General features: G+C 74.1%; 22 protein-coding genes. 7 read left to right on the top strand and 15 right to left on the bottom strand.

Going from position 1 to position 21,836, the window contains the following annotated elements:
- Positions 1–174: 174 nt before the first annotated feature.
- From AB0G01_RS31460 to AB0G01_RS31450, 3 genes are all read right to left on the bottom strand, one after another.
- Positions 175–2,109, bottom strand: coding sequence for a VWA domain-containing protein (locus AB0G01_RS31460; RefSeq protein ID WP_360953179.1), 1,935 nt, complete (start codon positions 2,107–2,109; stop codon positions 175–177).
- Positions 2,106–3,491 carry an ATP-binding protein gene (locus AB0G01_RS31455; protein WP_360953176.1) on the bottom strand — a complete coding sequence of 462 codons (1,386 nt, stop codon included), beginning with the start codon at positions 3,489–3,491 and terminating at the stop codon, positions 2,106–2,108. The genes AB0G01_RS31460 and AB0G01_RS31455 overlap by 4 nt, the downstream gene beginning before the upstream one ends.
- A 73-nt stretch (positions 3,492–3,564) precedes the next feature.
- Positions 3,565–4,419: a DUF4082 domain-containing protein gene (locus AB0G01_RS31450; RefSeq protein ID WP_360953173.1), complete on the bottom strand. Its 855-nt coding sequence runs from the start codon at positions 4,417–4,419 to the stop codon at positions 3,565–3,567.
- Positions 4,420–4,622: 203 nt separating this feature from the next.
- Between AB0G01_RS31450 and AB0G01_RS31445 the strand changes: the two genes are divergently transcribed.
- Positions 4,623–5,399 (top strand): hypothetical protein, encoded by a 777-nt coding sequence (locus AB0G01_RS31445; protein ID WP_360953170.1) that lies wholly within the window; start codon positions 4,623–4,625, stop codon positions 5,397–5,399.
- A gap of 104 nt (positions 5,400–5,503) precedes the next feature.
- Here AB0G01_RS31445 and AB0G01_RS31440 read toward each other — a convergent pair whose 3' ends face one another.
- The 7 genes from AB0G01_RS31440 to fabG form a co-directional block, all read right to left on the bottom strand.
- Positions 5,504–6,292 carry a TylF/MycF/NovP-related O-methyltransferase gene (locus AB0G01_RS31440; RefSeq protein WP_360953167.1) on the bottom strand — a complete coding sequence of 263 codons (789 nt, stop codon included), beginning with the start codon at positions 6,290–6,292 and terminating at the stop codon, positions 5,504–5,506.
- Positions 6,293–6,602: 310 nt separating this feature from the next.
- Positions 6,603–6,818 (bottom strand): hypothetical protein, encoded by a 216-nt coding sequence (locus AB0G01_RS31435; RefSeq protein WP_360953164.1) that lies wholly within the window; start codon positions 6,816–6,818, stop codon positions 6,603–6,605.
- A gap of 541 nt (positions 6,819–7,359) precedes the next feature.
- The gene (locus AB0G01_RS31430; protein WP_360953162.1) at positions 7,360–8,157 is read right to left on the bottom strand and encodes a hypothetical protein; all 798 of its coding nucleotides are present in this window, start codon (positions 8,155–8,157) and stop codon (positions 7,360–7,362) included.
- Between the two features lie 32 nt (positions 8,158–8,189).
- Positions 8,190–8,693, bottom strand: coding sequence for a YcxB family protein (locus AB0G01_RS31425; RefSeq protein WP_360953159.1), 504 nt, complete (start codon positions 8,691–8,693; stop codon positions 8,190–8,192).
- Entirely contained in the window at positions 8,660–9,676 is a 1,017-nt protein-coding gene (locus tag AB0G01_RS31420) for a ferrochelatase (RefSeq protein ID WP_360953156.1), read from the bottom strand. Before AB0G01_RS31420 ends, AB0G01_RS31425 begins: the two co-directional genes overlap by 34 nt.
- A 122-nt stretch (positions 9,677–9,798) precedes the next feature.
- Positions 9,799–10,566 carry an enoyl-ACP reductase FabI gene (fabI, locus tag AB0G01_RS31415; protein WP_360953153.1) on the bottom strand — a complete coding sequence of 256 codons (768 nt, stop codon included), beginning with the start codon at positions 10,564–10,566 and terminating at the stop codon, positions 9,799–9,801.
- 39 nt (positions 10,567–10,605) lie between these two features.
- The gene (gene fabG, locus AB0G01_RS31410; protein WP_360953148.1) at positions 10,606–11,310 is read right to left on the bottom strand and encodes a 3-oxoacyl-[acyl-carrier-protein] reductase; all 705 of its coding nucleotides are present in this window, start codon (positions 11,308–11,310) and stop codon (positions 10,606–10,608) included.
- A gap of 93 nt (positions 11,311–11,403) precedes the next feature.
- On the opposite strand from fabG, the gene AB0G01_RS31405 reads away from it, so the two are divergent.
- Complete coding sequence (locus AB0G01_RS31405; RefSeq protein ID WP_360953146.1) at positions 11,404–14,064, top strand: FAD-binding and (Fe-S)-binding domain-containing protein; 2,661 nt, start codon at positions 11,404–11,406, stop codon at positions 14,062–14,064.
- On the opposite strand, the gene cutA is transcribed toward AB0G01_RS31405, so the two are convergent.
- Positions 14,045–14,365, bottom strand: a complete 321-nt coding sequence (cutA, locus tag AB0G01_RS31400; RefSeq protein WP_360953144.1) for a divalent-cation tolerance protein CutA — start codon at positions 14,363–14,365, stop codon at positions 14,045–14,047. The genes AB0G01_RS31405 and cutA overlap by 20 nt on opposite strands.
- Before the next feature lie 41 nt (positions 14,366–14,406).
- On the opposite strand from cutA, the gene AB0G01_RS31395 reads away from it, so the two are divergent.
- Complete coding sequence (locus AB0G01_RS31395; RefSeq protein ID WP_360953142.1) at positions 14,407–14,589, top strand: hypothetical protein; 183 nt, start codon at positions 14,407–14,409, stop codon at positions 14,587–14,589.
- Complete coding sequence (locus tag AB0G01_RS31390) at positions 14,586–14,960, top strand: YchJ family metal-binding protein (protein WP_360953140.1); 375 nt, start codon at positions 14,586–14,588, stop codon at positions 14,958–14,960. Before AB0G01_RS31395 ends, AB0G01_RS31390 begins: the two co-directional genes overlap by 4 nt.
- 76 nt (positions 14,961–15,036) lie before the next feature.
- Here the strand turns inward: AB0G01_RS31390 and AB0G01_RS31385 are convergent, their stop codons facing one another.
- Positions 15,037–15,768 carry a GAF and ANTAR domain-containing protein gene (locus AB0G01_RS31385; RefSeq protein ID WP_360953138.1) on the bottom strand — a complete coding sequence of 244 codons (732 nt, stop codon included), beginning with the start codon at positions 15,766–15,768 and terminating at the stop codon, positions 15,037–15,039.
- A 53-nt stretch (positions 15,769–15,821) separates the two neighbouring features.
- Here AB0G01_RS31385 and AB0G01_RS31380 point away from each other — a divergent pair, with 53 nt between their 5' ends.
- Genes AB0G01_RS31380 through AB0G01_RS31370 form a run of 3 tightly spaced genes read left to right on the top strand, consistent with a single transcriptional unit; the run spans position 15,822 to position 18,729 of the window.
- Positions 15,822–16,478 carry a response regulator transcription factor gene (locus AB0G01_RS31380; RefSeq protein ID WP_360953135.1) on the top strand — a complete coding sequence of 219 codons (657 nt, stop codon included), beginning with the start codon at positions 15,822–15,824 and terminating at the stop codon, positions 16,476–16,478.
- A complete protein-coding gene (locus tag AB0G01_RS31375) occupies positions 16,478–17,836 on the top strand; it encodes a HAMP domain-containing sensor histidine kinase (protein ID WP_360953132.1) in 1,359 nt (452 codons plus the stop codon). Before AB0G01_RS31380 ends, AB0G01_RS31375 begins: the two co-directional genes overlap by 1 nt.
- Entirely contained in the window at positions 17,833–18,729 is an 897-nt protein-coding gene (locus AB0G01_RS31370; protein ID WP_360953129.1) for a TAXI family TRAP transporter solute-binding subunit, read from the top strand. The genes AB0G01_RS31375 and AB0G01_RS31370 overlap by 4 nt, the downstream gene beginning before the upstream one ends.
- Before the next feature lie 78 nt (positions 18,730–18,807).
- Here the strand turns inward: AB0G01_RS31370 and AB0G01_RS31365 are convergent, their stop codons facing one another.
- The 3 genes from AB0G01_RS31365 to AB0G01_RS31355 form a co-directional block, all read right to left on the bottom strand.
- Entirely contained in the window at positions 18,808–19,773 is a 966-nt protein-coding gene (locus AB0G01_RS31365) for a VWA domain-containing protein (protein WP_360953126.1), read from the bottom strand.
- Positions 19,773–20,654, bottom strand: coding sequence for a DUF58 domain-containing protein (locus AB0G01_RS31360; RefSeq protein WP_360953328.1), 882 nt, complete (start codon positions 20,652–20,654; stop codon positions 19,773–19,775). The genes AB0G01_RS31365 and AB0G01_RS31360 overlap by 1 nt, the downstream gene beginning before the upstream one ends.
- 89 nt (positions 20,655–20,743) lie before the next feature.
- The gene (locus AB0G01_RS31355; protein ID WP_360953123.1) at positions 20,744–21,781 is read right to left on the bottom strand and encodes an AAA family ATPase; all 1,038 of its coding nucleotides are present in this window, start codon (positions 21,779–21,781) and stop codon (positions 20,744–20,746) included.
- Positions 21,782–21,836 lie beyond the last annotated feature (55 nt).

The raw sequence follows: 21,836 nt of genomic DNA, 5'->3' as shown, positions 1-21,836 counted from the left end.
CGGTGCGGAGGTTGGGCGGGCAGTCGACGAGCAGGTCCCGGATCGGCACGATCGACCAGTGCTGCTCGCCTGCGCGTCACCGGGACCAGCGGTCCGCAGACCAGGTCCGCCGTCACCGTCGAGTAGTACGGGGTGCGCGGGGACGCGGTGTGGGCCGCGACCACGCCGAAGTGCTCAGCGCCGGCGGCGGGACCTGAGGTAGTCGCCCACCACGGCCGCGCCCAGGCCGTCCTCGTCCGGCGCGACGACCCGGCCGCCGCCGCGTCGCGCCACCAGGTCCACGAACCGGGCCAGCCTCGGGTCGTCGCCCAGCCGGAACACCGTGATCGACGCGCCCAGCCTGGCCAGGCCGTCCACCTCCACCAGGGTCTTCGCGATGGTGCGCGGCAGCGGCGGGTAGGTGAACTCGGCCTGCCCGTCCGCCTCCAGGTGCGCGGTCGGCTCGCCGTCGGTCACCACCAGGACCACCGGCTGCGCGTCCGGGTGCCGGCGCAGGTGCCTGCCCGCCAGCAGCAGCGCGTGGTGCAGGTTGGTGCCCTGCTCCCACACGCCCTCCAGCGCCGTCAACTGGCCGATGTCGACCGCTTCCGCGTGCCGGCCGAACGTGATCAGTTGCAACGCGTCGGTCCGGAACCGGGTGCTCACCAGGTGGTGCAGCGCCAGCGCGGTGCGCTTCATCGGCACCCACCGGCCGTCCTGCACCATCGACCACGACGTGTCCACGCACAGCGCGACCGCCGCCCGGGAGCGCTGCTCGGTCTCGCTGATCTCGACGTCGGCGACGTCCAGGCCGATCTCGCCGACCCCCGCGCGGAGCACGGCGTTGGTGATCGTGCGCGGCACGTTCCACGGCTCGGTGTCGCCGAACCGCCACGGGCGCGTGCTGCCCAGCAGCTCGCCCGCCGCGCCGGCCTGCCTGTTCTCCCGCCCGCCCCGCGCCCGCACGCTGTCGATCACACCGCGCAACGCCGTCTCCCCCAAGCGCCGCAGCGCTTTCGGCGTCAGCCGCAACGAGCCGTCCGGTGCGCGTTCGAGCAGGTTCTGCCGCCGCAGCTCGCGTTCCAGCTCGGCCAGCCGGCGCGCGTCCACGCCTGCCTCGTCGCCGAGCTGGCGGACCAGCGACTCCACGTCGAGGTCCTCCAGGCGCGCGCCGGGGTAGGACTGGGAGAGCTGCTCGGCCAGCGCGTCGAGCTCGGCCAGGTCCTCCATCGCCCGCGCGCCCTCGCCCAGCCCCAGCGGCTGCCCGCCCCGGAAGCGCGCCGAGCCGGTCCAGTCCTCGCCGGGCCGCAGGCCCCGCAGCAGGGAGTCCAGGGTGGACAACTGGGAACCGACGCCCGAGTCGCCGAACGCCTGCTGCGACAACGCGTTCAGCTCGTCGCGCTGCTGCTCGGTCATCGAGTTCGCCATCCGCTGCGCCGCCGCCGACCGCGCCGCGAGCGCGTCGACCAGCTCCTGCACGGTGCGCGGGTTCTCCGGGAAGAACTCGCCGTGGCGGCGCATGAACTCCTGGAACCGCTCGGTGGTGTCGGTGCCCTGGGCGTGCTCGGCCAGCAGGGCGTTGAGGTCGGTCAACATCTCCTGGATGCGCTGGACGTCCTCCTGCCCCACGCTCCGCATGGCCTGCTTCAGGCCCTGGAACCGCTGGTCGAGCAGCTCCCGGCCGAGCAGGTCGCGGATCTGCTCGTAGGACTCGCGGGCCTGCGGCGAGCGCCAGTCGTACTCGGCGAGCTCCCGCACGGCCGCCGCCGTGCCCTGCGGCAGGGCGGCGAGCTGCGCCTCGCGGAACCGCGCGTCGTCGTCCGGGTCGGGGAACAGCGCCGTCCGCTCGGCCTCCAGCGCCCGGTCCAGCAGCTCGCGGACCTCCTGGAGCGTGCCGTCCAGCCGGTGCCGGCGCTGGATGGCCGAGCGCCGCTGCCACAACCGCGCCGTCAGGTCGTCCAGGCCGCGCGCGCCCGGCACACCGCGCCGGAGCAGCTCGCGCAACGCCGACTCCGGGGACGCGCCCTCCATGACCTCGCGCCCGAGCTCGTCCATCGCCGCCCGCAGGTCGGCGGGCGGCGCGAGCGGGTCGGGCCCGTCGACGTAGCGGTCGTAGCGGTAGCCGGTCACCCGTAGACCGTCCGGTCCTCGTCGGTGTCCTTGGCCAGCCGGCGGGTGAGGTAGAGCGCCTCCAGGGCCAGTTCCACCGCGGACGCGATCCGGCCGGGCGGGTCCGCCGGGCCCGCGCCCACCCGCCGCGCCACGTCGTGCAGCACCGGGAGCTCGGGCAGCGCGGCCAGCACGTCCGCCGCCGGCACCTGCTCGCCGGTCGCCACCGGGTGGCCGGCGGATACCAGATCGGCCAGCGACCGCAGGTCCAGCCCGGCGAACGCGGCCCGCGCGGTGTCCGCGATCGCGCGCCGCAGCAGGTGGGTGAGCACCTCGTGCTCCCGCCCCTCCTCCCCCGCCTCGAACTCCAGCTTGCCGCGCAGCACGGCCGGCACCGAGTACAGGTCCACCGGGCGGGCGATGGGCGGGTGCTCGCCGATCAGCGCGCTGCGCCGCAGCGCCGACGCGGCCACCGTCTCCGCCGCCGCCACCGCGAACCGCGCCGAGACGCCCGACCGCTGGTCGATCGCGGGCGACTCGCGCAGGTGCCGCACGAACCGCGCCACCGCCTCCAGCAGGTGGTCGCCCACCTCCGCGACCAGCTCCGACTCCTGCCGGACCAGCGCCACCTCGGCGTCGACCTCCAGCGGGTAGTGCGTGCGGATCTCCGCGCCGAACCGGTCCTTGAGCGGGGTGATGATCCGGCCCCGGTTCGTGTAGTCCTCGGGGTTCGCCGTCGCCACCACCAGCACGTCCAGCGGCAGCCGCAGCGTGTAGCCGCGGATCTGGATGTCGCGCTCCTCCATCACGTTGAGCAGCGACACCTGGATCCGCTCGGCCAGGTCGGGCAGCTCGTTGACCGCGATGATGCCCCGGTGCGCGCGCGGCACGAGGCCGTAGTGGATGGTCTCCGGGTCGCCCAGGCTGCGGCCCTGCGCGACCTTCACCGGGTCCACGTCGCCGACCAGGTCGCCGACGCTGGTGTCCGGCGTGGCCAGCTTCTCCGCGAACCGGTCGGCGCGGTGCTTCCAGGCCACCGGCAGGTCGTCGCCGAGCTCGGCGGCCCGCCGCCGGGACTCCGGCGTGATCGGCACCATCGGGTGCTCGTGGAGCTCCGCGCCGTCGATGACCGGCGTCCACTCGTCGAGCAGGCCGACCAGCGAGCGCAGCAGCCGGGTCTTGCCCTGGCCGCGCTCGCCGAGCAGCACGACGTCGTGCCCGGCCAGGATCGCGCGCTCCAGTTGCGGCAGCACCGTCCGGTCGAACCCGACGATGCCCGGCCACGGGTCGCGCTTCGCGCGCAACGCCTCCACCAGGTTGTCCCGCAGTTCGGCCTTGACGCCGCGCGGCGCGTACCCGGCGGCGCGCAGCCCGCCCAGGGTCGTGGGAAGTCCAGGGGTCACCCCTGCGACGCTACGCACACCTCGGCGTCAGGTCGACGTGGAGCGACTCCAGGGAGCCGCTCCACGCCGACGGCTACTCCTGGAACTGGGGCAGGACCCAGTAGTTGCTGTCGTGCCACGTCTCGGTCGGGAAGCCGCCGTGCACCCCGTAGTGGTAGACGCCCGCGCCCGGCTCCACGATGAACGGGGCCTGGAGGATCGTGGCGGTGAAGTAGTTCTCGGACGCCCGGTAGCCCCACGACCGGTCGCTGAAGTACGACACGACGTAGTCCTGACCGGGGTGGACCGGGATCGGCGTCGGGAAGTCCACCCACTCGCGGCCGGTGCCGGGCGAACCGGACAGCGCGTCCGCCACCAGGTCGCCGCCGCCGGTCCACAGGCGGGTCCTGATCGGGCCGGTGTGGGTGCCCCGGTCGACGGTGACGCCGGTGATCGTGCCGGGCCGGTCCACCTGGAACTCCAGACCGAGTTCGACCGGCTCCCGGTCCGGGTCCAGCACCTGGTCGAACACCGGCAGGGTCAGCCCGTTGTTCGCGTCGTGGATTCGCGGCAGCGGGCCGGGCGTCGCGCCCACGTGCACCGTGGTGGCCGGGCTGGGGTGACCGGTCGTCGACCGGGTATGCGCGCGGGCGATCACCGCGACGTCACCGGGCGCGGTGGGCGTGAACCGGAACCTCCACTGCTCCCGCGACTCCTCGGCGGGCTGCCAGGTCGTGCCGCCGTCGACGGACACGTCGACCGCCGTGATGCCGCCCGCCTCGCCGTTCACCGCGCCGCCGGTGACCAGCAGGGGTTCGCCGACGGCCGCGTACGAGCCGGTGCGCGGGGTGTGGATGCCGGCGGTCGGGTGGTCCTCCGCGTACGCCGTGCCGGAGCCGGCCAGGATCGCCGCGAACACCGCCGCGAGCAGCCTGGGTAACCGTGCCATGAGCCCTCCTCGGGCTGTCGGTGGGACGGGCTGTCCGAGGAGCATCGTCCGGTGCGGGCCTGCCGCTACGGCCCGCCGGCGGTATCCGGCACCATTGGACCGATGAGGTGACCTGGGTGCGGTTCCGTGCGCCTGTCCACCGCCGCCGGCCCTACGATGCGCCTCCCGGTCACCGCACCGGGTGATCGGCGTTGGAGGGGCATGTGGCGCGGGTGGTGAACGATTTCGACGACGTCGGAGGCCCCGAGTTCGTCGTGGCGACCGCCGTGACCGCCACGGGTCTCTGGGGCTACTTCGCCTTCTTCGTCGGCGATCCCGTCTCCGGCGGTGTGCTGGGCTTCGCGATCGTGATGGGTGCGTACCTGGTCAACGGCTTGGCGCAGACCGCCCTGTTGCTGCTGCTGCGCGCCTGCCACCCGCTGCGGGTGAGGCTGGTGCTCGGGCAGATGGACAGCTCGGCGAGCGGGACCCGCTTCGCCCGGAGCAGGCCGCACGGGCAGTGGCTCCGCAGGGCCACCCACCTCGGCCCGGTGATCCTCAACTCGTACGCCATGCTGGTCTTCACCCCCGCCGGGACCTCCTCCGGTTCCGACGACTTCGGCATCACGATCTTCCTGTTCACGCTGCTCGGCGTGGCCGCGACGTTGCTCGGCGCGGTGGCGTACTTCTTCTTCGTGCTCCCCTTCACCGGACTCGTGGGAGCGCTGCTCCCCGAATCGCTGGGCCGGATCGAGGCGTCCCGCGCGGAGGTCGCCGCCAGGTCGTGGATCTTCCCCTGCACGGCCCTGTTCGGGGTTGCCATGGGCGTCGGCGAGGAGATCCGGGACTCCGACGCCGGTCGGTGGTTCGTCGACGAGCTCGGCTCGCCCCTGCCGCTGCCCGGTGTGCTGCTGGTGGTGTCCGTGGCCGGGATCACCACCCTCACGGTCATCAACAACCGGGCCCGCCGCAAGCACAGGCGGGCGTCCGGGCGGGTCTGAACCACAGCCCGCCGGCAGGCCCGGACGCGCGCCCCGCTCCTCAGGGGCGGCGGGTGGGGACGGCCGACTGCCCCACCCGCCGATCGTCCGGCAGGGCCGCGCCGCTACCCGGTGATCCGCAGCGCCAGTTGCTCGTTGTTGGAGGTGAAGCACAGGTACTCGAACGACAGGTCGTGCTCGGCCACGTACTCCCGCCACGCGAGGTGCTCGTGGACCTCCCAGCCGGGGTAGTTGAAGTACTCGTCGAACAGCACCACGCTGCCCGGCCGCAGGCGCGGTCCGACGTGCTTCAGCGCGGTGACCGTCGAGGAGTACAGGTCGGCGTCGAGGTGCAGGAACGCCACGTCACCGGGGTGCTCGGCCATGAACTCCGGCAGCGTGTCGTCGAACCAGCCCGCCACGATCCCCGCGCCCGGCACCTCCGGCATGTCGTCGTTGCGGAACCAGCCGGCGGGGCGCTTGGGCCGCCAGTCCTCGGGCAGGCCCTCGAACGAGTCGAAGCCGTAGACGCCCTCGCCGCCCCGGGTGTCGGCGATGATCTTCAGGGTGGTGCCCCGGTACACGCCGAACTCCAGGGCGAGCCCGGTGGCCGGGGCCTGGGCGAGGGCGTGCCGCAGGGTGTCGAACCGGTTGTCGAAGGTCGTGGCGTTGAGCAGGTTCTCCCGGACGAACCGCTCCGTGGTGCGCAGCGCGTACCGGTCGGCCTCCGCGAGGATGTCCCGCCGGCCCTCGTGCTCGATCTCCCGGACGGCCGCCACCAGCCGGTCCGTCTCCTGCCGTGCGACGTCCTCGTACTCGCGGCGCAGTCGCCGGACGAGGTCGTCGCGGTCCACCGCGGCACCCGCCATCCGGGTCAACGAGCCGCGCACCGCCTCGCGCAGTCTGTCGAGCACTGGGGTCTCCTCTCTGCCGACCCCCAGTCAATTACCCGGTCCGGAGGACGACGGGAAGACCGTGACCTGGAATATCCGGTATTCGGCCGGGGCGAATAGTGGCGACCCTACGTGGAATGGCCCCGGATGAAGCTCCCCCACGCGGAGGAATCGACTCGACCCCGGCCGCCGGCGGCCGGGGATCGTTCAACAATCCCCACGTGTCAGGCGTCAGCGGAGTTGGCACCTCGACGATTGAGTCGGCACCTGGTCGGCGTTCGTGACACCGGCCTTGGCGCGTCCTGGTCAGCGCGACGCCCGGTCGTGGGGCTCAGTGTGGCGGCTTCGGGATGGCGGCGACGAGGGCGTCGAGGAAGTCGCCGTGGGATCGGTCGCCGTCGCGGTGCCGACGCAGGACCTCAAGTGGCGGGATGCTGATCAGGACCACGTCCACGAGCCCGAGGCGGCCGGCCGCGAAGGCAGTGCGCACCGCGGCGAACTCGTGCTCGAACCGGGCGCGGGCGCTGCGCCGATCATGCTCAGGCACCAGCCGTAGTGCAGCTTCACCGGGTCGCTGTCACAGACGGCCAGTCCGGTCGCGCTCTCGGCGTGGCGTGCCCGCGCCCAGCGGTGGCTGTTCACCGTGACCCAGTAGTCCGCCTGAACTGACAGGTCGGTGTCGTCGGGCTCGGTCCCGGCAGGCGCATGCTCCGGTATGACGCCGGCTGCCGCCACGTGCCGCCGGCGCACTGGCCAACTGTCTGCGATCCCGAAGCCGCTTCCGCTCGGCGGACCGACAGCCGGCGGAGCGATCGGGAAATAGGCCCGCGACCACCACCCGAACCGTGGCCGCCGCAAGTTCGGCCACTACACCTTCACGAACGAAAACCGCCAACTGAACCGACGCGCCACCGGCGGGCACCGACAGATCAACGGGCACCCCACCAGGTCCGCATCCTGCGCCTCGCCAACTACAACGCCGCCAGACACCACGTCAACGCCCGGCGGGCAGGGCGGGACGGTGGCGGCTGGTGCGGGTCGGTGATGTTCGGTGCGGGTCGGTGATGTTCGGTGCGGGGCGGTGGCGCTCAGTGCCGGCCCGCGCCCTGGTCGGACAGCACCCGCACCGCCTCGTCCACCGCCGCCAGGCGGGCCCGGCGGACCGCTTCCGACAGCGGGCGCAGGGCCTCGTCCCGCCCCGCCTGCGCCGAGGCCGACATCGCCCCGCCCGGCGCGTCCGACGCCGCCACCGCGAGGATCGCCGCCACCTCGGCCGCCCGCTGCAACACCCGCAGCGCGCGCGGCGGCATCCCGGCCGGCCACGCCAGCTTCGAGTGCTCGGCCGACAGTTCCGCGATCTCCGCCCGCACGTTCGGCCGGTGCCGCGCCACGTCCAACGTGACCAGCGCCGTCGCCGCCTCGCGCATCGCCGACGCCAGACCGTGCTCGGCCTCGCCGATCGGCACGTGCTCCACCGCGGTCACGGTCGGCAGGTCGAACACCGTCCACCTCATCACGCCGTCCGCGACCAGCTTCGGCACCAGGCCGAGACCGACCTCCGGCAGCACCGCCGCGTGCCCGACGCTCAGCGCGAACCGGCTCAGCGGCCCCCGGCCGCCCAGCCCCCGGACGTCGCCCGGGATCGGCAGCACCAGGCGCGCGGTGGTCGCGTCGGCCCGGCGCAGCGCGGCCAGCAGCAGCGCCGGGCCCACCGGGCGCTCGTCCGGGCCGGGGAGGTCGAGCGCGGTGGCCGTGCCGTCGTCGTCGGCCACCACCTCGTGCAGCCCCGCCCAGAAACCCACAGCGTCGAGGACGTCGTCAGCCGCAGCCGCGCCATGCAGCCAAGCAGACGTCCACACGACCAGCGTCGCACTCGCACAGGACACGCTCGCCAAGGTTACGCGCGCCCCGGCGCGGTTCAGGCGGCCGGGCCGACGTGTTCCACCAGCAGGGACCGGAACCGTTCAACGTCATCCGTTCCGGTGAAGGCGCGGTGCGGCACGGCGTACATCGCGGCCGTGCCGGTGCGGAGCACGAACCCGCGCGGCGTTTCCGACCAGCCGGGCAGCTCGGCCCAGGCCAGCTCGCTGCGCGCGGCCTCGCCGACGGCCATCCGCACCGCGCGCCCGTCCGCCGAACCGGTGACGGTCTTCGCCGCCAGCGGGTGGTTGTGGAAGTTCAGCGCCGTGCCGATCGGCACCAGTGCGATGATGATCACAGCCAGCGCGAGGCCGAACACGCCCGCCCAGGTCATGTCCAGGAACAGCACGACCACCCCGAGCACGCCCGTCGCCAGCCCGAACCACGGGGCCCACCGGTAGAGGGGCACCGCCGTCCGCAACGCGTCGCGCCAGTCCGCCGCACGCGGCGACCAGGTGAAGTCGACGCTCACCGCGCGGGCCTCTTCGGCGGTTCGCAGCACAGCGGCGCGCACAGCTCGCCGTTCACCGTGCACCCGGACGCCGGGAACGCGGACAGCTTGCGCGCCGGCGCGCCCGCCAGGTGCTCGGCCACCAGCTCCGCGACCAGCCGGGCGAACCGGGGGTCGTCGTTGGGCGTGGCCGCGCGGGCGAAGCCCAGCCCCAGCTCCACCGCCCGGTCCTTGGCCTCGGTGTCCAGGTCCCACACCACCTCCAGGTGGTCGGAGACGAACCCGATCGGGCACACCACCACGTTCGCCACGCCCTTGGCGTGCAGCGCGTCGACGTGGTCCACGATGTCCGGCTCCAGCCACGGCACCTGCGGCGGCCCGGACCGGGACTGCCACACCACGTCGTAGTCGTCCACGCCGACCGACCGGGCGACCAGCCGGGACGCCTCGGTCACCTGCCGGGAGTAGCGGTGGCCGCCCTCGGCGGGCGGGCCGGCGGCCAGGTCGGCGGACGAGGGCACCGAGTGCGCGGTGAACACCAGGCGGTACTCGGCGAAGTCCGCGGCGGCGGCGCGCACCGAGTCCGCGAAGGACTCGACGAACAGCGGGTGGTCGAAGAACTGGCGCAGCTTCACCAGCTCCGGCGCGTCCGGCACGGCGGCGCGGGCGCGCAGGATGTCCTCGTCGTACTGCCGGCACGCCGAGTAGCCGCCGTAGGCGCTGGTGGGGAACACCAGCGCGCGCCGCACGCCGGCCGCCTTCATCTCGGCGAGGGTGTCCTCGACCATCGGGTGCCAGTTGCGGTTGCCGAAGTAGATCGGCAGGTCGACCAGGTCCGCCACGGCCGCGATCGCGGCGCGGTTGAGGGCGTTGATCGGCGAGACGCCGCCGAAGTGCCGGTAGTGCTGCTCGACCTCGTCCAGGCGTTCGGGCGGCACACCCCGGCCGCGGGTCACGTTCTCCAGGAACGGGCGGACGTCGTCCGGTCCTTCCGGTCCCCCGAAGGACAACCAGAGCAGCGCGTCGTAGCTCACCCCGTCATCCTCGCCCCGACCGCTCCGGGCCGCACAACCGGGTCGGCGTGATCGACGGCACGCCGACCCGGTCGGGTGGCCGGGTCCGGTCCGAGCGGGGCCGGGACGCGGTCAGCGGCCGGTCACAGGCCCAGGAAGTGCACGCCGCCGTCCACGAACACCATGGAGCCGGTGGTGGCCGGGAAGAAGTCGGACAGCAGGCCGCACACCGACTTGGCGACCGGCGTCGCGTCGTCCACGTCCCAGCCGAGCGGGGCCTTCTCGCCCCACATCGCCTCCAGGTCGGCGAACCCCGGGATCGACTTGGCGGCCATCGTGCGCACCGGACCGGCCGAGATCAGGTTCACCCGGATGCCCTGCGGGCCCAGGTCGCGCGCCATGTAGCGGTTGACCGACTCGAACGCCGCCTTGGCCGCGCCCATCCAGTTGTAGGCGGGCCACGCCTGGCGGGCGTCGAAGTCCAGGCCCACGACGGACGCGCCGCGACCCAGCAGCGGCAGCGCGGCTCGCACGAGCGCCTTGTACGAGAACGTCGAGACGTGCATGGCCGTCGCCACGTCCTCCCACGGCGCGTCCATGAAGGGCGCGCCGAGGCACGAGGCCGGGGCGTAGCCGATCGCGTGCACCACGCCGTCCAGCCCGTCGACGTGCTCGCGCACCCGGTCGGCCAGCGTGTCCAGGTGCTCCTGGTTCTGCACGTCGAGCTCCACGACCGGGGCGGGTCGCGGCAGCCGCTTCGCGATCCGCTCCACGAGGCTCATCCGGCCGAACCCGGTGAGCACCACCTCGGCACCCTGCTCCTGGGCGACCTTGGCCACGTGGAAGGCGATCGACGCATCCGTGATCACGCCGGTGATCAGCAGCCGCTTGCCTTCGAGCAGACCCGTCACGTGTGTTTCCTCCGAGAGTTGTGTTGTGCGGTCGGTGCGTCAGTGGCCCATGCCGAGGCCGCCGTCGACCGGCAGCACCGCGCCGGTGATGTAGGCGGCGGCGTCGGAGGCCAGGAAGGTGACGGCGGCGGCGATCTCCTCGGTGGTGCCGTACCGGCCGGCGGGCACCTGGGCGAGGATCTGCTTGCGGCGTTCCTCGGGCAGCGCGTCGGTCATGTCCGTGGTGATGAAACCGGGCGCGACGACGTTGGCGGTGATGTTGCGCGAGCCCAGCTCGCGGGCGATCGAGCGGGCGACGCCCACCAGGCCCGCCTTGCTGGCCGCGTAGTTGACCTGGCCCGCGCTGCCCAGCAGGCCGACCACGGACGAGATGAACACGATCCGGCCGTACCGCTTGCGCAGCATCCCCTTGGACGCGCGCTGCGCCACCCGGAAGGAACCGCCGAGGTTGGCGTCCACGACGCGGGTGAACTGCTCGTCGGTCATCCGCAGCAGCAGGGTGTCGTCGGTGATGCCCGCGTTGGCGACCAGCACCTCGACCGGCCCGTGCGCGGCCTCGACCTCGGTGAACGCCGCGTCGACCTCGGCGCTGGAGGTGACGTCGCACCGGACGCCGAGCAGGCCGTCCGGAGCGCCGGACCCCCGGTGGGTGACCGCGACCTTGTCGCCCTGCGCGGCGAACGCCCGCGCGATCGCCAGGCCGATCCCCCGGTTGCCGCCGGTGACCAGTACGGACCTCGACACGCCTTGCTCCCGTCGCCGCTGGTTGGTGCCGGGCGAGGCTATCCCCTACCCCTCGGTACACCACCACTGGCCGGGGTGGATCACAATCACCTGGTGACCGGATTCGTCGAACGGCTGCGGGCCGCGGTGGACGGGGACGTGCTGGCCGACCCGGCCGGCCGCGCGCTGTACGCCGCGGACGCCTCCAACTACCGGCACGTCCCCCGGGTCGTGGTCCGGCCGCGCACGACCGACGCGGCGGTGTCGGCGGTCCAGGTCGCGGCGGAGTTCGGGGTGGCGGTCACCAATCGCGGCGCGGGCACCAGCGTCGCGGGCAACGCGACCGGGTCCGGGCTGGTGCTCGACTTCTCCCGGTACCTGGACCGGGTGCTCTCGATCGACCCGGACGCGCGCACCGCCGTGGTGGAGCCGGGCGTGGTGCTCGACCGGCTCAACGACGCGGCCCGGCCGCACGGACTGCTGTTCGGCCCCGACCCGTCGACGCACTCGCGGTGCACGATCGGCGGGATGATCGGCAACGACGCGTGCGGCGCGCACTCCGTGGCGTGGGGCAAGACCAGCGACAACGTGCGGGGCCTCGACGTGCTGACGGGTGACGGCCGGCGGTTCGACACCCGCACGCCCCCGCCGCTGCGGCTGCCCGAGGTGGACCCGGCGTGGTTCCCGGCGCTGGACCGCCGCGTGTCGGGCTACCGGCTGGACGCGCTGCCGGACCTGACCCGGGCGCTGGTCGGCACCGAGGGCACCTGCGTGACGGTGCTGGGCGCGACGCTGGACCTGGTCGAGGCCCCGCCCCGGCGGGTGCTGGCGGTGCTCGGGTTCGACGGCCCCTACGGCGCGGCCGACCTCGCCGAGCAGGTCCGCCACCTGGACGTGCTGGCGGTGGAGGGCATCGACCGCGCGCTGGCCGAGGCGGCGGGCGGTGCGCGGCGGCTGCTGCCGCGCGGCGTGAGCTGGCTGTTCGTGGAGACCTCGGACGAGGCGGTGGCGCACCTGGCGGCGGCGCTCGCGCCGCACTCGGTGGTGGTGACCGACCCGGCGCGGCAGCGGGCGCTGTGGCGGGTCCGCGAGGACGGCGCGGGCCTGGCGACCCGGATGGCCGACGGCGGCGAGGCGTGGCCGGGCTGGGAGGACGCGGCGGTGCCGCCCGAGCGGCTCGGGTCCTACCTGCGGGAGTTCGACGCGCTGCTGGCCGGGCACGGGCGGCGGGGCGTGACCTACGGGCACTTCGGCGAGGGCTGCGTGCACGTCCGGATCGACTTCGACCTGCGCGCCGGGCACCGGTCGTTCCTGGAGGACGCGGCGGACCTGGTGGTCGCGCACGGCGGCTCGCTGTCCGGCGAGCACGGCGACGGCCAGGCCCGCTCGGAGCTGCTGGCCCGGATGTACCCGCCGGCCGCGATCGCCGCGTTCGGCCGGTTCAAGGCGGCGTTCGACCCGGCGAACCGGATGAACCCCGGCCGGATCGTGGACCCGCTGCCGCTGGACGCCGACCTGCGGGTGGTGGTCGCGCCGCCGACCATCCCGACCCGGGCGGCGCTCGCGCTGCGCGCCGACGGGGGCGACCTGGCGGCGGCGGCGCGGCGGTGCGTGGGCGTCGGGAAGTGCCTGAACACCACCGGCGGCGTGATGTGCCCGAGCTACCGGGTGACCCGCGAGGAGAAGCACTCCACCCGGGGCCGGGCGCGGCTGCTGTTCGAGATGCTCAACGGCTCGGTGGTGCGCGACGGGTGGCGGTCGGCGGAGGTGCGCGACGCGCTGGACCTGTGCCTGGGGTGCAAGGGCTGCAAGCGGGACTGCCCGGTCGACGTCGACATGGCCACGTACAAGGCGGAATTCCTGCACCACCACTACAGGCGGCGGCTGCGGCCGTTGGCGCACTACTCGATGGGGTGGCTGCCGCTGTGGCTGCGGCTGCGCCTGGTGAACCGCGTGACCACCCGGTTCGCCCGGTTCGCCGGCGTCGCCGCCGAACGCCCGCTGCCCGTGCCCGCGCGCCGGTCGTTCCAGCGCGGGTTCGCCGGCGGTGGGACGGGTGATCGGGTGCTGCTGTTCCCGGACACGTTCACCAACCACTTCGACCCCGTGGTGGGGCACGACGCGGCGGCGGTGCTGGCGTTCGCCGGGCAGGGCGTCGAGGTGCCGGGGTCGGCGGTGTGCTGCGGTCTGACGTGGTTCTCCACCGGCCAGGTGGACGTGGCGCGGCGGGTGGTGCGGCGGACCGCGCGGGCGCTGCGGCCGTGGACGCGGGCCGGGGTGCCGGTGGTCGGGCTGGAGCCGGGCTGCACGGCGTTCCTGCGGTCGGACGCGCTGGAGGTCGCGGGGGACGACCACGACGTGGTGCGGCTCGCGGAGTCCGTCCGGACCTTCGCCGAACACCTCGCGCCCCTGCTGGAACCGTTGCCGCGCAGCGCTTCGGCGGTCGTGCAGCCGCACTGCCACCAGTACGCCGAGATCGGCCTGGACGCCGACCGGGAGCTGTGGGCGAAGGCCGGGGTCGAGGCGTCGGAGCTGGCCGGGTGCTGCGGGCTGGCCGGGAACTTCGGGTTCGAGAAGGGGCACCACGAGGTGTCGATGGCGGTGGCCGAGCAGACGTTGCTGCCTGCGGTGCGCGCCGCGTCGCCGACGACCGCCGTGGTGGCCGACGGCTTTAGCTGCCGCACCCAGGTCCGGCAGGGTGCCGGTGTGGAGCCCGTGCACACGGCGACGTTGGTGGCGCGGGCGCTGGGCGTGGCTAGCGGGTCTGCGCGGTGATCCAGGCCAGGTAGTCGGTGCTGCCCCCGAGCACGGGCAGTGCCAGCACCTCGGGGGTGTCGTAGGGGTGGTTGGCCTCGACGAATTCGGTGAGGGCGTTGAGGCGGTCGTAGGTGGTCTTGATCCAGAGCTGCCACTCCCGCTCGTCCTGGACCGCGCCGTCCCAGCGGTAGATGCCGCGCACCGGAGCGCTGATCTGCACGCAGGCCGCCAGCCGTGCCTCCACGACCGCGCGGGCCAGGGTGGCGGCGGCGTCCTCGCTGTCGGTGGTCGTGATCACCACCACGTGGTTGTCGCTCATCCACGCAGCGTAATGCGGCCGGGGTTTCCTATCCTGTGCACGTGACCCCTGACGAGGCCGTGGCCGTGCTGACCGATCCGGCTGCCGCAGCGGATGTGCGCTACCAGGCGCACGCGGACCTGAGGGCGGCTGCGGCGGGCGGTGACGCCTCGGCGGAAGCGGCGCTGACGTGGCTGCGCTTCTCCCGGTCGGAGCGCTCCGCGTGCGAGGTGGAACAGCCGTGAACTGCCCCTGCGGGCTGGGTGAGCCGTACGGGACGTGCTGTGGCGCGTTCCACTCCGGATCGAGGACCGCGCCCACGGCGGAGGCGCTGATGCGGTCGCGGTACTCGGCGTTCGCGGTGGCGGACGGGGCGTACCTGCTGGCCACGTGGCACCCGACCAGCCGACCGGGGGAACTGGAGCTGGACCCGGACCAGGAGTGGTTGCGCCTGGAGGTCCTGGGCCGCACGGGCGGCGGTCTGCTGCACACGACGGGGACGGTGGAGTTCCGCGCCGTCTACCGGTGGCGGGGGAAGCGGGACGAGCTCCACGAGACCAGCCGCTTCACCCGCGACGACGGCCGCTGGCTGTACGTGGCACCCGTCGGGGACTGAACCGGCGGCGGTGGGGTCGTCACGGGCGGTCGTCGGCCCGGGGCCGCGCCGCCGAGGCGGCACGTCCGCGCCGGGACTACGTCTTCCGCACCGAGTCGAGCAGGTTCCGGGCGACCACCCGCAGCTTGGTGTTGTGCGTCTGCGACTCCTCCACCAACCGCTGGAACGCCTCGGCGTCGCTGATCCCGTGCGCCGCCATGAGCACGCCCTTCGCCTGCTCGATCTCGCCGCGCGACGCCAACGCGCGCTCCAGGTTGTCCACCAGCCCCCGCGTGCGCTCGTAGCGGCGGAAACCCGTGATCGCCGCCGCCGACGCCGTCGTGAACAGCCGCAACAGCGCCTCGTCGAACGGGTCGAACGCGGCCTCGACCGAGCTGTAGAGGTTCAGCGCGCCCAGCACGTCGCCCTCCACCACCAGCGGCGCGGACAGGTACGCCCGCACGCCGGCCTTCTCCGCGGCAGCCGCGAACTCCGGCCACTTCTCCCGTCCGCCCTCGGCCGTGGCCCGTACCGGCCGGTGCGTCTTCGCCGCTTGCAGGCACGGTCCGTTGCCCGCGGCGTACTGGTCGGTGTCGATGGCGACGACCTTCCGGTCGGTCGCGGCGGCCGTGGTCGCCCCGTCCGGGCCCACCACCGTCACCGAGACGTTCTCCGCGTCCGGGATGACCCGCGACGCCGACTCGGCCAACTGGTGCAACACGTCGTCCAGCGTTTGCTCCTCGGCCAGCACACCGGCGAGTTCTTCCAGCGCCTCGCTGGCCTCGTCGAGCTGGGAGGCGGGCACGCGGTCTTCGATGCTCACCAGCATTGTCTACACCGCGCACGCCATAATCGCCGCTACCGGTCGAGGGGGGTGGGCCCGTGCGGGTGCTGCTGGTCGAGGACGACGACGGGGTGGCCAACGCCCTGCTGGAGGCGCTGGAGGCCAACGGCCACCGCCCGGGGCGGGTCGCGCGGGGCGCGGACGCGCTGCTCCGGCACCGGGACTTCGACCTGCTCCTGCTGGACCTGGGACTGCCCGACACCGACGGGCTGGAGGTGCTGCGCAAGATCCGCAAGGTCGCCCGGACGCCCGTCGTGGTGCTGACCGCGCGCGGCGACGAGCGGTCCGTCGTGCGCGGCCTGCGGCTGGGCGCGGACGACTACCTGGTGAAGCCGGTGCGGCTGGGCGAGCTGCTGGCCCGGATGGACGCGGTGGTCCGCCGCACCGCCCTGGTGGGCCCGGCGGACCGGGTGGTCCGGGTGGACGACGTGGCGATCGACCTGGAGGCCCGGCGGGTCACCGTGGCCGACCGGGAGGTCTCGTTGACCACCAAGGAGTTCGACGTGCTGGCGGCGCTGGCCGAGCGGGCGGGCGCGGCGGTCAGCCGGCAGCAGTTGATGGACCAGGTGTGGGGGGACGCGTACCTGGCGGTGTCGCGGTCGCTGGACGTGCACCTGACCGGGCTGCGCGCCAAGCTGGGCCGCCCCGGGCTGCTGACCACCATCCGCGGCTTCGGCTACCGGCTCGGCGACTAGTGCGCCGCCGGCTGCTGCTGGTGCTGCTGCTGTTCTCGGCGGCGGCCGTGACCGCGTTCGCCCTGCCGCTGCTGGCCTCCACCGCCGCCGAGCGCACCCAGCGGTTCGTGATCGATCGCACCTCCGGGCTGGACCGGTTCGCCGTGCTGGCGCAGCAGGCCGAGACCACCGGCGACACCGCTGCGCTGGTGGAGGAGGTGGCGGCGTACGTGCGGCTCTACGGCGAACCGGTCGTCGTGGTGAACGCGCGGCGACAGCCCGTGGCGCAGGCCGGGTCCGCCGCCGACGACCCGGAGCTGGCCGACGTGCTCGACGCGGCGCTGCGCAACCAGCCCGCGCCCACCGTGGCGACGGTGCTGCCGTGGTCGTCGGGCACGGTGGTGTTCGCGCGCCCGGTCGGCACCGGCACGCGGGTCGCGGGCGCGGTGGTGCTGCGCGCGTCGGTGGACCGGGCGGCCTCCGACGTGGCGCGGCGCTGGCTGTGGGTGCTGTCGGGCGCGTTGGCCGCCGGGGTGGGCTCGGTGCTGCTGGTGCTGGCGGTGGCGCGGTGGCTGCTCAAACCGCTGGCGGACCTGACCGCCGGGGTGCGGGCGGTGGCCGCCGGCGAGCGGCGGGCGCACGTGCCGGAGCGCAGCGGGCCGCCGGAGGTGCGCGAGCTGTCCGAGTCGTTCAACCGGATGTCCGACGCGGTCACCGAGGCGGCCGACCAGCAGCGGCGGCTGATCGCCGACACCTCGCACCAGTTGCGCAACCCGCTGGCCGCGCTGCGGCTGCGGGTGGACACGTTGGGCGGTCAGGTGAAACCCGGCGGCGTGCGCGCCTACACCGCCGGCGTGGCCGAGATCGAACGGCTGGAATCGTTGCTGGACGGGCTGTTGGCGCTCGCCTCGGCCGAGAGCGCGGCCACCGAGGTCGCGGCCGGGGGACGGCGGCCGGAGCTCTCGGACGTGGGCGCGGTGGCGGTGGAGCGGGCGGAGTTCTGGCAGGTGCCGGTGCCGGCCGTGCCGCCGCTCGCGGTGCTGGTCCGGTGCCCCGAGGGGGACCTGGCGCAGGTGCTGGACGTGCTGCTGGACAACGCGCTCAAGTACGGAGGGGGCGAGGTGCGGGTGGCGCTGGGCGCGGACCGCGCGGCGGGCGTCGGCTGGGTCGAGGTGTCGGACGACGGACCCGGGCTCGGTCCCGCCGAGCTCGCCCTGGCCACGTCGCGGTTCTGGCGCGGCCGGTCGGACCGCCCCGGCACGGGGCTGGGCCTGGCGATCGCGGACCGCCTGGCGCGCGCCCGGGGCGGCGTCCTCGAACTGTCCTCTGTGGACGGACTGGTGGCGCGGCTGGTGCTGCCGCTGGAGCCGGCGCTGTGAACCGCCGGGCGTTCCTGCTGGGCCTGCTGGCGACCGGGTGCGCGGCCGGTGGCTGCACGGCCGGCGGGCCGGCGGCGGCGCTGTCCGTCGCGGCCGGCGAGCGCGGCGGGATGTACTTCGACTTCGCGACCCTGCTGGCCGCTCAGCTCGACCCGCCCGGCCGGGTGGTGGAGACCCGGGGCAGCCTGGCGAACCTCGACCTGCTCGGGTCCGGTGCCGCGCAGGTCGCGCTGACGTTGGCCGACGCGGTCGGCGCGGCCGACCCGGCGCTGCGGCTGCGGGCGCTGGGCCGGGTGTACGAGAACTACCTGCAACTCGTGGTGCGCGCCGACGACCCCGCGCAACACGTCGCGGACCTCGCCGGGCGCACGGTGTCGCTGGGCGCGGCGGGCTCCGGCGCGTCCCTGTCCGGCGAGCGGATGCTCGGCACGACGGGCCTGGCGACGTCGGTGCGGGTGGAGCACTACCGGCTGGCGGACGCCGTGCGGGCCCTGGTCGACCGGCGGGTCGACGCGCTGCTGTGGTCCGGCGGGGTGCCGACGCCGATCCTGGCGCAGGTGGCGGACATCCGCCTGCTGCCGCTGGCCGAGGTCCTGCCCGGCCTGCGGGCGGCGCACGGCCGCGTCTACGAACAGGTCGCGGTGCCGGCCGGCGTCTACGGCGCGCCCCGCGAGGTGGCCACCATCGGCGTGGCGAACCTGCTGGTGTGCCGGGATTCCCTGCCCGACACCGTGGCCGGCGCGGTGACCCGGACGCTGGTGTCCAGGGCGGCGGCGCTGGTGCCCGAGCAGGCGCTGGGCACCCAGTTCCTCGACGTGCGCAGCCTCATCGGCACGACCGGCCTGCCACTGCACCCCGGTGCCGCTGCGGCGTACCGGGATCTGCACGGCTAGCGCCGAGCCGGCCCGCCCGCGAAGCGGACCCGCTCCGCGACCCGAGGGGCGCGGAGCGGGTCCGGAAACGTCGGGGCGTCAGGGCAGGCGTTGCCCCAGCAGCAGCGCGGCGGCCAGGGCCGCCAGGCCGATCAGCGTGCCCAGCACCACCCACGGGCGGCTGGCGTCGGCCTGCTTCTTCTCGTAGCCGATCTGCTCGCCCAGCGTGTCGTAGACCCGGCGCAGCTCCTCGGCGCTGGCCGCCTTGAAGAACTCGCCGCCGGACAGCTTCGCGATCTCCTTCATCGAGTCGTCGTCCACCGGCACCTCCTGCCGGCGGCCTTCGATCTCGACCACGCCGTCCTCGGTGCCGAAGGAGATCGTGGAGATCGGGATGCCCGCCTTCTTCGCGTCCTCCGCCGCGTCGAACGCCCGCCGCGTGCCGACCGTCTCCTTGCCGTCGGTCATCAGCACGACGCGCGCCGGGGGCGGCCCGTCCGCTCCCCCGACGACCTTGCCGAACGAGTCGATCGACGCCAGCGCCGCGACGAGCGCGTCACCGGTCGCGGTCGCCTGCGCGAGCTTGAGGCCGTCGATGCTCTGCGTCACCGCGCCCCGGTCCGTGGTCGGCGCGACCAGCACGGTGGCCGACCCGGCGAAGGAGATCAGGCCCAGGTTGATGCCCGGCGTCAGACCGTCGGCGAACGACTTGGCCGCGACCTGCGCCGCCTCCAACCGGGACGGTCGGACGTCGGTCGCCTTCATCGACAGCGACGTGTCGATCACCAGCATCACCGTCGCCCGGTTGCGCGGCACCTTCTGCTCGGCGGTCGGCCCGGCCAGCGCCACCGTCAGCAGCAGGAACGCCACCAGCAGGAACACCGGCGGCACGTGCCGCCACCAGCCCTGCCGCTTGGGCGCGACCTTCTCCAGCATGGGCAGGTTGGCGAAGCGCAGCACCCGCTTGCGCAGCACGCGCTGCATCACCACGTAGCACGCCGCCACCGCCGCGACGGCGAACAGCAGCAGGAACCACCACGGAGTGGCGAAACCCGTGAAGCTCATCAGGCCACCCCTCCCGACCAGCGGCGCTTGCGGGCCACCACGAAGCGCACGACGTCCGCGATCCAGTCCGAGTCGGTGCGCAGCACCAGGTGCCCGGCACCGGCCTGCCGCAACCCGGCCGCCACCGCCGCGCGGTGCTCGGCCGCGGCGGCGGCGAACTCGCGGCGCAGCAACGGCGACGCGGTCACCTCGCGCTGCCTGCCGGACTCCGGGTCGGCGAGCACGACGGTGCCGATCTCCGGCAGATCGATGTCGCGCGGGTCGACGACCTCGATCGCCACCAGGTCGTGCCGGGCGGACAGCGCGCGCAACGGCCGCTGCCAGTCCGTCTCGCCCAGGAAGTCCGAGAGCACCACGACCAGGCCGCGCCGGCGCGGCGGTCGGCGGAGCTGCTCGACCAGGTCGGCCAGCGAACCGCGCGTGCCCTCGGGCGCGCGCGGCGTCTCGGCCACCTTGCGGACCAGGCCCCGGGAGTGGGCCAGGCCACCCCGCGCGGGCACCCGGACCAGCTCGGCACCGGTCGACACCAGCGCGCCGATCCGGTTGCCGCCGCCCCGGGTCAGGTGGGCGACGGCGGCCGTGGCGGCCACCACGAGGTCGCGCTTCTCGCACGCGGCCGTGCCGAAGTCCAGCGAGGGCGACAGGTCGATCGCCAGCCACGTCTCCAGTTCGCGGTCCGCGACCGTCTCCCGGATGTGCGGCACGGTGGTGCGGGCGGTGACCGCCCAGTCCATCCGGCGCACGTCGTCACCCGGCTGGTAGGGCCGCGCCTCGCCCGGCTCGGAGCCCGGACCGGGCACCAGGCCGAGGTGGTTGCCCTGGAGCAGCCCGTCCAGCCGGCGGCGGACCTCCAGTTCGAGCGTGCGCAGCGCGGCTTCCATCCGGCCGTCGAGCAGGGCGGGCGGTGCCCACCTGGGGCGGTCGGGAGCCGCGTCGCCGGGGTTCGCCCCGTCGGGGTTCGCCTCGGAGGTCACGGCCTGCCCGCGGGCTGCGGTGCCGCCTGCGCGGGCCGGGCGGAGACCTGCGGCAGCGGCACGGTCTGGAGCACGCGCGTGATGATGTGGTCCAGCGGCACGCCGTCGGCCAGCGCGTCGTAGGACAGCACCAGGCGGTGCCGCAGCACGTCCGGCACCACGTCCACGACGTCCTGCGGCAGCACGTAGTCCCGGCCGCGAACCAGGGCCAGGGCGCGCGCGGCGGCGATGATGCCGAGGCTGGCGCGCGGCGACGCGCCGTAGGCGACCCAGCCGGCCACGTCGGTGAGCTGGTGCTCCTTGGGCGCGCGGGTCGCGATCACCAGGCGCACCACGTAGTCCACCAGCGCGTGGTGCACGAACACCCGCGCGGCCACGCCCTGGAGCCGGACCAGTTCCTCCGGGCCGAGCACCTGCGACGGGACGGGGGCCTCGACACCCATCCGGTAGACGATCTCGCGCTCCTCCTCGGCCGTCGGGTACTCGACCTGGATCTTGAACAGGAAGCGGTCGCGCTGCGCCTCGGGCAGCGGGTAGACGCCCTCGTTCTCGATGGGGTTCTGGGTGGCCAGCACCAGGAACGGGTCGGGCATCGGGAAGGTCTTGCCGCCGATCGACACGTGCCGCTCGGCCATGACCTCCAGCATCGCGCTCTGCACCTTGGCGGGCGCGCGGTTGATCTCGTCGGCGAGCACGAAGTTGGCCACGACGGGGCCGAGTTCCACGTCGAAGCTCTCGCTGGCCTGCCGGTAGATCCGGGTGCCGAGGATGTCGGCGGGCACCAGGTCGGGCGTGAACTGCACGCGGGAGAACGATCCGCCGACCACGGTCGCGAACGTCTCCACGGCGAGCGTCTTGGCCACACCGGGCACGCCCTCCAGCAGCAGGTGGCCCTTGGCCAGCAAGCCGACGAGCATCCGCTCGACCAGCCGGTCCTGACCGACGATCACCCGCTTGACCTCGAACACGGTGCGTTCGAGCAACTGGGCGTCACGAGCCGGCGTGTTGGGCGCCTCGGCGGCGGGCTCGGACAACAGGTCCTCCTACGACAGGGATGTGCGACGGTGCCAAGTCTTCCCTGTCGCCGGT

The organism is Actinosynnema sp. NPDC023587, assembly GCF_040640215.1.
Lineage (GTDB): Bacteria > Actinomycetota > Actinomycetes > Mycobacteriales > Pseudonocardiaceae > Actinosynnema.
The sequence above is the reverse complement of the archived record's forward strand: the minus strand, read 5'-3'. Positions and strand labels throughout refer to the sequence as shown.